Annotated in this window: 10 protein-coding genes; 1 reads left to right on the top strand and 9 read right to left on the bottom strand. The window is 34.1% G+C overall.

What is annotated here, in order from left to right:
• Positions 1-57: 57 nt before the first annotated feature.
• The 4 genes from ACT8VG_RS03535 to ACT8VG_RS03550 form a co-directional block, all read right to left on the bottom strand.
• Positions 58-1929: an FAD-dependent oxidoreductase gene (locus tag ACT8VG_RS03535; RefSeq protein WP_444195218.1), complete on the bottom strand. Its 1872-nt coding sequence runs from the start codon at positions 1927-1929 to the stop codon at positions 58-60.
• A gap of 4 nt (positions 1930-1933) precedes the next feature.
• Positions 1934-2596, bottom strand: a complete 663-nt coding sequence (gene hypB, locus ACT8VG_RS03540; protein WP_444195219.1) for a hydrogenase nickel incorporation protein HypB — start codon at positions 2594-2596, stop codon at positions 1934-1936.
• Between the two features lie 103 nt (positions 2597-2699).
• Entirely contained in the window at positions 2700-3644 is a 945-nt protein-coding gene (locus tag ACT8VG_RS03545; RefSeq protein ID WP_444195220.1) for an NmrA family NAD(P)-binding protein, read from the bottom strand.
• Between the two features lie 91 nt (positions 3645-3735).
• Positions 3736-4608: a LysR family transcriptional regulator gene (locus ACT8VG_RS03550; RefSeq protein WP_444195221.1), complete on the bottom strand. Its 873-nt coding sequence runs from the start codon at positions 4606-4608 to the stop codon at positions 3736-3738.
• A 102-nt stretch (positions 4609-4710) separates the two neighbouring features.
• Here ACT8VG_RS03550 and ACT8VG_RS03555 point away from each other — a divergent pair, with 102 nt between their 5' ends.
• The gene (locus ACT8VG_RS03555; protein ID WP_444195222.1) at positions 4711-5964 is read left to right on the top strand and encodes a methionine gamma-lyase family protein; all 1254 of its coding nucleotides are present in this window, start codon (positions 4711-4713) and stop codon (positions 5962-5964) included.
• A gap of 34 nt (positions 5965-5998) precedes the next feature.
• Here ACT8VG_RS03555 and ACT8VG_RS03560 read toward each other — a convergent pair whose 3' ends face one another.
• The 5 genes from ACT8VG_RS03560 to ACT8VG_RS03580 all read right to left on the bottom strand — a co-directional run bounded on the left by ACT8VG_RS03560 (position 5999) and on the right by ACT8VG_RS03580 (position 10126).
• Entirely contained in the window at positions 5999-6745 is a 747-nt protein-coding gene (locus ACT8VG_RS03560; RefSeq protein ID WP_217106257.1) for an SDR family NAD(P)-dependent oxidoreductase, read from the bottom strand.
• Between the two features lie 20 nt (positions 6746-6765).
• A complete protein-coding gene (efp, locus tag ACT8VG_RS03565) occupies positions 6766-7323 on the bottom strand; it encodes an elongation factor P (RefSeq protein ID WP_055289480.1) in 558 nt (185 codons plus the stop codon).
• Positions 7324-7406: 83 nt separating this feature from the next.
• Positions 7407-8636, bottom strand: a complete 1230-nt coding sequence (pnuC, locus tag ACT8VG_RS03570; protein WP_195920998.1) for a nicotinamide riboside transporter PnuC — start codon at positions 8634-8636, stop codon at positions 7407-7409.
• 194 nt (positions 8637-8830) lie between these two features.
• Positions 8831-9082 (bottom strand): helix-turn-helix domain-containing protein, encoded by a 252-nt coding sequence (locus ACT8VG_RS03575; RefSeq protein WP_432267859.1) that lies wholly within the window; start codon positions 9080-9082, stop codon positions 8831-8833.
• A 93-nt stretch (positions 9083-9175) separates the two neighbouring features.
• Positions 9176-10126 carry a calcium/sodium antiporter gene (locus tag ACT8VG_RS03580; protein ID WP_195920999.1) on the bottom strand — a complete coding sequence of 317 codons (951 nt, stop codon included), beginning with the start codon at positions 10124-10126 and terminating at the stop codon, positions 9176-9178.
• Positions 10127-10192: the final 66 nt, after the last annotated feature.

The following is a 10192-nucleotide window of genomic DNA, read 5'->3' on the forward strand; positions in this document are numbered from 1 at the left end:
AGTAATACCTTCATGAATGGCTTCTTCTACTTCATCTGGGCTTGCAGGCATATCTTTTTATGATTCTAAACAGAATAAGTCAACAGACGCTGCACCACTTCTTAAAGCACTTCTTGCCACATCCATAGCCACGTTACCACCACCAATGACAACCACATGACCACTAAGCATATCTTTACTTTCTTCTTTATTGACTTCTCTTAAGAAATCAACACCCGTCATAACATACTCTTCATTCATTCCAGGGATATTTAATCTCTTACCACCTTGTGCACCAATCGCAAGATAAATGGCTTCATAACCATCTTCACGTAATCCATCAATAGTGATATCTTTACCAATTTCTACACCACATCTAAATTCAATGCCCATTGCCTTAAGTACTTCTATTTCTGCATCAATGACATCTTTTTCTAATCTAAATGATGGAATACCATAACGAAGCATACCACCTGGCTTTTCTTCTTTTTCAAAGACAGTGACAGGATAACCTTTGATTCTTAAATAATAAGCAGCGCTCATACCAGCAGGACCTGCACCAATAATGGCCATCTTATTAGAATAGAATCCACCCTCTTCATTTTCACATAATGGGATATAGCGTTCTTCCTCATTGAGTTCTCTTTCCGCAATGAACTTCTTGATTTCATCAATTGCGAGAGGGGCATCTAATAATCCACGTGTACATTCCTGTTCACATCTTCTATTACAGATAGAACCGCATACGGCAGGGAATGGATTAAAGTCTTTAATAAGCTTTAAAGCATCCATGTAACGTCCAACACTGGCCATCTTGATATAGCCCTGTACAGGAAGATGAGCAGGACAAACTGTTTTACAAGGAGCAGTTCCTGTTTCATGACAATTGACTTTGGCTGTATCTCTAAAATCAGGATTCCAATGATCTGGTCCCCATTTAATCATATCTGGTAATTCCACCTGAGGATATTCAATAGGTCCCTGTTTTGTACAAAGCTTCTGACCAAGCTTTGCAGCTCCTACTGGACATACTTCTACACACTTACCACAGGCTACACACTTGCTGACATCCACATGTGCACGATAAGCACTTGCAGACATATTTGGTGTATTAAAGAGCTGACTTGTTCTTAAGGCATTACATACACCTGCTGCACAGTTACAAATCGCAAAGATCTTATCTTCACCATCAATATTTGTAATCTGATGCACATAGCCTTTTCTTTCACATCTTTCTAATGTTTCAATAACATCTTCATAAGTACAGTAATGACCACCTTTATTTGTCTCTACAACATAATCAGCCATATCACCAACCGCAATACATACATCGGCTTCAATATCACCTGTCCCTTCTCCTCGAACTCTTTGTTGCCTACGACATGAACATGGAGATAAAGCATACTTATCATACTTATTCAACCAATGAGAAATCTTTTCTACAGACACTGCTTCCTGATTGGCTTCAATAGATTTTTCTACTGGAATAACATGCATCCCAATACCAGCCCCTCCTGGAGGCACCATTGAAGTCACCTTTTCTAGTGGTAATCTTGTCATCTGTTCGAAGAAATCAGTCACAACTGGATGTTCTTTGACTAAATCATTATTCATCACCATGAATTCTGCAGAACCAGGGACAAACTGAGGCATCACATATTGTTTATGATGATCTTCATTTTCCCAGTTATATTCAATCATCCCTATATCACATACTTCTTTTAATACACGTTCAACACGTTCTTCTTCCCAACCTGTTCTTTTAAGGATTTCTTCAAAAGACATAGGTTTGCGTACTTCAAAAAATAAACATAAATTACATTGTTCATCATTCAAGATTTCACTTAAACATTTGTATTCAGGATCATCCTCTTTAAGTTTCTTGAACTTCACTGGTATTCGATCTGTAATACGTCTTGCAAGTCTATCAATATTATCTCTATAGGCCATTATTTTATTCCTTCCATTCTCTTATACGTGTTAAAAGATAATCACACCATGACTTGATACCTTCCCCACTTTTTGCACATATTTCAAACACCTTTGCATTCTTATTACGATAATGAATATTCTCTTTACACTTTTCTATATCGAAATCAAAGTAAGGAAGAACATCCACCTTATTAATAAGTACTACATCACATACTTCAAACATTAATGGATACTTTAAAGGCTTATCATCCCCTTCTGGCACACTCAATATCGCAATATTTAAAGAGGAACCTGTATCAAATTCTGCAGGACATACCAAATTTCCTACATTTTCTAATACTGCAAGATCTAGATTTTCCATTCCTAATTCATGTAATCCCTGTCTTGTCATATCCGCATCCAAATGACACATGCCTCCTGTGTGTAATTGTATTGTACGTACACCATACTGGCTAATAGTGTGCGCATCCACATCACTATCAATATCAGCCTCCATAACACCAATATTCACTTCATCTTTGATTGTTTCAATAGTACGTGATAATGTGGTTGTCTTTCCTGAACCTGGACTAGACATGATATTAAGTAAGAAAACACCCTTCTCTTTGCATTCCTTTCTTAATAAATCGGCATCCTTATTATTATCTTCAAATATACTCTGTTTTACTTCTATAACCTTATACATATGTAAACCCCTTTCATTGATATTCTAATAAATTTTTTGAACAGAGTAAACAGAACAAAACAAACATCTGACAAAATAAAAAAACTGTAAGGAATGCTTACAGTTAATCTTCAGTAGATGTTCTTGAACCAATCAAATGATTTTCCATATCTTCAAACATTTCTCTAACCGTCATAGGTTTCTGTCCTGTTAATTTTTCAAAATCATTTGTGAATGTAGACATCTGACCTAAACGAATGGCGCGTCCAAATGTCACCATACCATCTGAACAGAATGGGAAGTTACTCGCTGTCTGTGCCCACATATCTTCTGTAGTTCTTGGAACACCAATAGAATCAAAGAATGCATACATTTGTTCATCAGTGATTTCGACATACTTTACGTTATGACCAGTGACTTCATTCGCAATCTGGACATACTGACCAACAGTAAGCAGTTCTGGTCCATTGATGTCAATCACCTGATCTTCTAAATCACTCATAGCGGCATATGCGCATGCAAGAGCACAATCATCTCTAGAAACAAAAGCCATCTTTCCATTACCCATATTAATTGCAAGTTCATTATCTGTATTCTCATAAGCGTTCACATAGCTAGAAACCATTGCTTCTGCATACTGTGAATCTCTTAAGAATAGATAATGAATAGGCTGCTCTTTTACATAGGCTTCAAACCACACATGGTCATTCACTTCATATGTATCAATATCCTTTTCACCTGCACCTACAATTGAAGTATAAACAACTTTATTTACCCCTGCTTTCACAGCTGCATCTAATGCAGTCTGCTGTGCCATTCTTCTTTTTGGTCCTACAAAAGGCATAGAAATAAGAACCATAGTATCTACACCAGTAAAAGCCTGTACCAATCCTTCAGGATTGTTGAAATCTGCCACTCTCTTTTCTACATCAATGTCAGCATACTTTTCTAATCCTTTTTCACTAGGAGCCGCAAAAATTAAATCTTCATGTGGCCACTTTTCTAAAAGAACCTTTGCAGCCTTGCTGCCGAAATTACCATCAACACCATTTAATAATATTTTTTTCATCTTTGTTCACCCTCTTTTCTTGTTATTATATTAACAAGGATCATTGAAAAATCATAGTGATGAAAAAATAAGAGAGCTCTATAAGTTAAACTTATAGAGTTTTAAAGTAATGAATTGCTTCATCAATGAACTGCTGACATATAGATGAAACATTGTCTTTATAAGCAATGACACAGTCATTGTGATGATGTGTTTTAGAAATAGGTATAGCCTTAACTAGTGCATTATTATTAACATCCATAGAACAGATTCCTATTCCTTTACCTAAAGACACTTGAACAATAAAGTCTTCAAAGGAATCAACCTCTTTTACGATATGAGGTTTATAGCCATCCTGTTTACATGCATTTAAGAAATCCTTATAGAATATTCTTCCTAACTTCTTAGACATAACTATGAAGGATTCATTCTTTAACTCATCTATTGTGATATCCTTATTATGAGAAAAAGGATGGTTCAAAGAACATATAACCCCCATCTGATATTGAAATAATGAAGTATAGTGAATATAAGGATCGTGTTTAAAGTCACTTTCTAATCCAAAAGCAACATCTTTTTTTTCAATCGATAAGTTGGTATATGTTTCTTCAAACGTACCTTCTACAAGATCAAATTCTACATTTGGATGATTATATTTAAATTTGTTGATGATATGAATAATTGAATTATTTTGCTGTAATTGTGTAAGTCCTATTGTAATCTTTTGATGTTCTTCATGGATTGTTCTTAATAACTCTTCTGATTCTTCTTTGAGGTTAATGCATGCTTCATAAAATATCTTCCCAGCAGGTGTCAATTTAGGCTTATAACCTGTTCGATCAAATAATTGTATATTCAGTTCGTTCTCTAATAATGTGATCTGTTGAGAAATAGCGGATTGTGATAAAAGAAATGATCTAGCTGCCGATGAGAAAGAGCCCTTCTCTACTACTTCTATAAAATATTCTATTTTTCTGTCTAACATATGCTTCACCCTTTTTCTTATTATACATGATTTTCATTAAAATCATTCAAAATAATGGTGTATTTGGTGTATAATAGCACAGGTATTCAAAGGAGAAAGATTATGATATTAGAACAAATAGATGAAAACTTATTAAAAATTGCGAATGAATCTGATGTTGTATTAAAAGACATTTATGAAAAGATTGATGATGTTTGTTTCTATAACTCAAACAGAATTCTTTCAGCATTTATTGAAAATAATGTCAGCTATTCTGATTTTGCGGACATGAATGGATATGGCAGCTATGACTCTGGAAGAGACAAGCTAGAAGCTATTTTCGCAACTATTCTTGGATGCGAAGATGCATTAGTTAGACCACAGATCATGAGTGGTACAAATGCGCTTTATTTAACTTTATCTGCTTTACTTCAGCATGGTGATACAATGATTTCATTATCTGGAGCACCTTATGATTCTTTACAGGAAATGATTGGTATTTCAGGAGAATCTAGTCAGTCATTAAAGGCTCATGGTGTATCTTATGAACAGATTGATTTAGTTGATAATGATTTTGATGATGATAAAATCGTAGAACGTTTAAAGAAGAATGATGTTAAACTTGTAGAAATCCAGAGATCTAAGGGTTATTCTTCACGTTTATCTTTAACACTTTCTAAGCTTGAACGTATTATTACTAAGATCAGAGAAGTAAATAAAGATGTTATTATCATGGTAGATAACTGCTATGGTGAACTTGTAGAAAAGAAGGAACCAGGACATATTGGTGCTGATATCGTTGTAGGGTCTTTAATGAAGAACCTAGGTGGAGGTATTGCACCTACTGGTGGTTATATTGCAGGTAGAAAAGATTTAATCTTTATGTGTGCTGAAAGATTAACTGCACCTGGTATTGGTAAAGATCTAGGAGCTAACTTCAATATGAATAATACATTCTTCAAGGGTGTATTTATGGCTCCTAATGCAGTAAAGAATGCTTTAAAGAGTGCTGTATTTAGTGCTTATATGTTAGAAAAGTTAGGCTTTAATAATGTCTCTCCAAGATATAATGAAGAAAGAACTGATATTATTCAGACATTAGAACTTGGTACAGAAGAAAACCTAGTAAAATTTACACAGGCTATTCAGAATAGTTCTCCAATTGATTCATTTGTAGCCACTATGCCTGCACCAATGCCTGGTTATCCTCACGATGAAGTAATGGCTGCTGGTACATTTACTTCTGGTAGTACAATTGAATTAAGTGCAGATGCACCTGTTGTTGTACCTTATACACTTTATATCCAGGGTGGTTTGACATTAGAATATAGTAAACTCTCTATTCTATTCGCCCTTACAAATGTTTTAAAGAAATAACACGAAAGGTCCTGATTGATTTCAGGACCTTTTTTTAACAGCTGCCTTTCTGACCGCCATCTATTCTTATAATTGTATTGTTGATGAAATTCGCTTCATCACTAATAAGAAACTTCACAAGATAAGCCACTTCTTCTGGTTTACCATAACGGTTCACCATAATCTTTTCCTGTTCCTCTTTTAAGAATTCTTCATCATATCCATCTAGTTCATTATCTGTTCCAATGAATCCTGGTGCGATTGCATTCACATTAATATATGGCCCATATTCAAAGGCAAGATTATGTGTTAATGAGATTAGTGCCGCTTTAGAGGCATCATAATCAATACACATTGGATAATAAGTATTTATACCATTGGTAGAAGAAATATTAATAATACGTCCATATTCCTGATCAAGCATATATCTATAGACACGCTTACTACAATTAAATGCCCCTACGACATTCACATCCAATGTCTTTCTAAACTCATCTGCTGTCTTAAGATGAAAGAGATTGGATAAATCAACAGCAGCATTATTAATAAGAATATCAACACCACCCCATTTTTTCTCTATTAAAGAAATCATGGCATCCACTTCTTCTTCCTTTGATACATCCGCTTGAACAGTCATTACACGTACATCATAATTCTTTTTAATCTCTTCTTCTAATAAAGCCGCTGCTTTATTAGAAGTAAGGTAGTTGATCACTACATCATAATGGTTTTTCGCAAGTTCTAATACGATGGCTTTCCCTATCCCCTGAGCACCACCAGTTACAAGTACAACTTTATTCATATGTGAAAAAAGAGCTTATATTAAGCTCTTCCTGCGTATTTTCCATCAGATGAGAAGACAACGATTTCTTCGCCTTCTTCAATAAACTGAGGTACTCTTAATGTTAGACCAGTATTAGTGACAGCATCCTTAGTCTGGTTAGATGGTGCACCTTTAATAGCTGGGTCTGTCTTAACAACAGTTAATTCAACTTTTTCTGGGATAGATACTGATAATAAATCACCTTCAAAGAACATAAGAGATGCTTCTCTTCCTTCTACGATGAAATATTTATTGAATCCGATCTGTTCTTCTGATAATTCATAAGTATCATATGTTTCCATATCCATGAAATAGTAAGTAGAATCAGCTTCATATGAGTACTGTGCTGTTTTCTTTTCAATGTTAGCAGCTTCGAATTTTGTTGAAGCGTTGAAGTTTCTGTCCTGTGTAGAACCAGTCTTTAAGTTCTTCATCTTAGTCTTTAAGATAGCAGCACCTTTACCAGGTTTTACATGTTGGAAGTCTAAAACAACCCAAGGATCGCCATCAACGATTAATGTAAGTCCAGTTCTAAAATCTCCTGCAGCAATTGCCATAATAATCACTCCTGTTTCTTTATGTTTTTACGTTCTTATTGTAGCAGTTTTATAAGCTACTCTCAAGTTATAGAGAAATTTAATTAGAATAAAGATAGTTTTTCGTTTGTTTTCTGGTGTTCTCTAATATATTTAGTCCATTTAATATAACCATAAGTTGTATTAGTGAAGTAACCAAGTTTAAGAATTAATAATACATATTGTCCAGATAAGATGTTAATAATAGCTTCTAAAGCAGCACAGATATACCATGCAATCCACTGTTCTCTTAATCTGAAGAAGATAAATAAACCATTCGCAATACCTACGGCAGAGGCACAGGCATCAATATAAATGATCCATGTTTCTAATGTCTTATTTGTATAGAAATCAGTTGCAATATCTAAACCACTGATGAAATAACCAACAACGATAGTCCATACAAAGATACCTACAATAACAAGTACTTCCTGGTAACCTTTTAGTTTTCTTACCATTGTTAATTCATCTTCTTCTTCATCTTTATGCTTAGACCAGTTGATATAACTGATGATATCAATTGGAAGCCAGAAGAATAATGTAGTTACCATTGTTGCAAAACGATACATTAATACAATACACATTGCGATTTCCGCAATTTCTACAGCAACAGATACTAAGAAGTTATAACGAGACTGTTTAGAAATGAGTAATTCACATAAGATATTTAAGAATGTATCTAAAAGATACAATAACATGATAACAATACCATTAACACCATTTGCACTTTCTTCTGGGAAAGCAACAGCGAAAATAGTAGCAAGTACCATGATAGTCATGAACCAGCTCTTTTCATATGTTGTAAACTGTTTAGAGAATAACAACATTAAAGCCAATGACAAGCTTAAAATAAATAAAGAAGATGCAAGGTTAAAGATGTACATAGTCTTATTTGCCATGACCTGCTTATAAGAATGTTTAACTTCTTTCTGACTCACATCTTTGTGATCAAAGTATAAGTCAGTTCCATTACTTGTCTTGAATTCATAAGCAGTAATAGTCTTATTCTTTAACTGTGTATATTCTTCATAAGAATAAGAAACAACAAGCTGTTTGTCACCTTTACTATATGTAACATCACATACTGTGTTGTCTGAATCATAGTCTTCATCCTGTGTATTTCTTTTCATTACAACGCTTTGTACATAATCCACTTTACCAGGATTAGAATGTACTTCTTTAAGACCTACACAAAGAGAAATAATTGAACCTAATACTAATGCAATGAGAACAATAATTTCAGCTGTTCTTAATTTCTTTCTAGGTTCGATGTTGTTTTTAAAAAATTGAATCATACTACAAACTCCCCTTAAATTTTAAAATCAGTATTTTAAAAAAATACTTCACAATTATAATAAATAATCACTTAAAATGGTAGGTCTTTTTGTAAAGATTATCGTATTTCTTTCAACATTTCCTCTGGGGTGATATCAAATAGATTTGCAAGCGCTATAAGATTAGTTGTACTTGGATCAGATGAACCATTTTCTCATTTAGAGACTGCCTGTCTAGATACACCAAGTGTTTCTGCCACAAATTCTTGAGTCATCTGACATTTCATACGGTGTTTTTTAATTACACCCCCTAGTGTTTTAGCATACTCTTCCTTTTCTTTACGTACTGGCTCTGACTTAATATATTTTCTTAATGCGATAATGAGTAAGTAAACAACATAGATGATTACGCTCCAGATAATAAATGCAGGTATAAGCACTAATAATAACATCATTGTATTTGTCATTTTGAATTCCCTCCTCACTTCAAATATAGCTTAATATTGCAAGTTGCGCTATCAACTATCAAGCAACCATAAAAAAAAGAAGGCATTGCCTTCTTAACGCATACAAATGTAAACAAGATATGCTGTATAAATAGCAAGCATCACAATACCCTGCCACTTAACAAGTTCTTTCTTCTTCCATGCAAATATCCATACTAGAGTACTTACTGCAATGAGAATAAATGTATCAATCAAGTTTTCAGCAATAATCGCAACAGGACTAATTACCCCGGCAATACCTAATACAAGTAAGATATTGAAGATATTAGATCCAATAACGTTACCTAAAGCCATATCAATTTCATTCTTTCTTGCAGCTACAATAGAAGTCACAAGTTCTGGAAGACTTGTTCCTAAAGCGACAATAGTCAAACCAATAAGGTTCTGACTGAGTCCTAGCATAGTCGCAATAGCTGTAGCTCCTTCTACGACGAAATCACCACCAAATTTAATAGCAGCAGCACCACCAACAATATATACAATACACTGCCATACTGGTAATAGCTTGATTTCTTCATCATTGTCTTCGCTTAATGCTTTGTTTCTTGCCTGTAATGCTGAATAGATCATCCATCCTAAATATGCTGCAAATAATACAATAAAAATTGCACTATCTACTCTACCTAGCATACCATCTAAACCAAATACAAGTAATAAAGCAGCACAGATAATAGAGAATGGAAATTCTTTCTTTAATGTATCTGTAGAAACTGCAAGAGGTACAAATAATGTACATACACCACATACAACCATTAAGTTAAATAAGTTAGATCCTACGACATTACTGACTGCAAGAGCGTTGTTGTTGCTCATTGAGGCAGTGACACTGACTGCACATTCAGGTAAACTTGTACCCATTGCGACAATTGTAAGTCCAATGATCATCGAAGGAACTTTTAATCTTTTTGCGACAGAAGAACTTCCATCCACAAAGAAATCTGCACCCTTAATCAATAATATAAAACCAACAATTAATATACCAATTTCCATGAAAGTATTCATCATTTTTTCTCTTCCTTTATATATAAACTGATTAATAATCTAACATTTTATCCTACTGCTAGTCAATAG

Source organism: Catenibacterium sp. (assembly GCF_052354645.1).
In the GTDB taxonomy this organism is placed as follows: Bacteria; Bacillota_I; Bacilli_A; order Erysipelotrichales; family Coprobacillaceae; genus Catenibacterium; species Catenibacterium mitsuoka_A.

What these genes read in the sequence shown, in the direction of transcription:
- ACT8VG_RS03535 (WP_444195218.1), bottom strand. Translation starts at nt 1,929, where the DNA reads ATGGCCTATAGAGATAATATTGATAGACTTGCAAGACGTATTACAGAT.
- ACT8VG_RS03555 (WP_444195222.1), top strand. Translation starts at nt 4,711, where the DNA reads ATGATATTAGAACAAATAGATGAAAACTTATTAAAAATTGCGAATGAA.
- efp (WP_055289480.1), bottom strand. Translation starts at nt 7,323, where the DNA reads ATGGCAATTGCTGCAGGAGATTTTAGAACTGGACTTACATTAATCGTT.
- hypB (WP_444195219.1), bottom strand. Translation starts at nt 2,596, where the DNA reads ATGTATAAGGTTATAGAAGTAAAACAGAGTATATTTGAAGATAATAAT.
- ACT8VG_RS03560 (WP_217106257.1), bottom strand. Translation starts at nt 6,745, where the DNA reads ATGAATAAAGTTGTACTTGTAACTGGTGGTGCTCAGGGGATAGGGAAA.
- ACT8VG_RS03580 (WP_195920999.1), bottom strand. Translation starts at nt 10,126, where the DNA reads ATGATGAATACTTTCATGGAAATTGGTATATTAATTGTTGGTTTTATA.
- pnuC (WP_195920998.1), bottom strand. Translation starts at nt 8,636, where the DNA reads ATGATTCAATTTTTTAAAAACAACATCGAACCTAGAAAGAAATTAAGA.
- ACT8VG_RS03575 (WP_432267859.1), bottom strand. Translation starts at nt 9,082, where the DNA reads ATGACAAATACAATGATGTTATTATTAGTGCTTATACCTGCATTTATT.
- ACT8VG_RS03550 (WP_444195221.1), bottom strand. Translation starts at nt 4,608, where the DNA reads ATGTTAGACAGAAAAATAGAATATTTTATAGAAGTAGTAGAGAAGGGC.
- ACT8VG_RS03545 (WP_444195220.1), bottom strand. Translation starts at nt 3,644, where the DNA reads ATGAAAAAAATATTATTAAATGGTGTTGATGGTAATTTCGGCAGCAAG.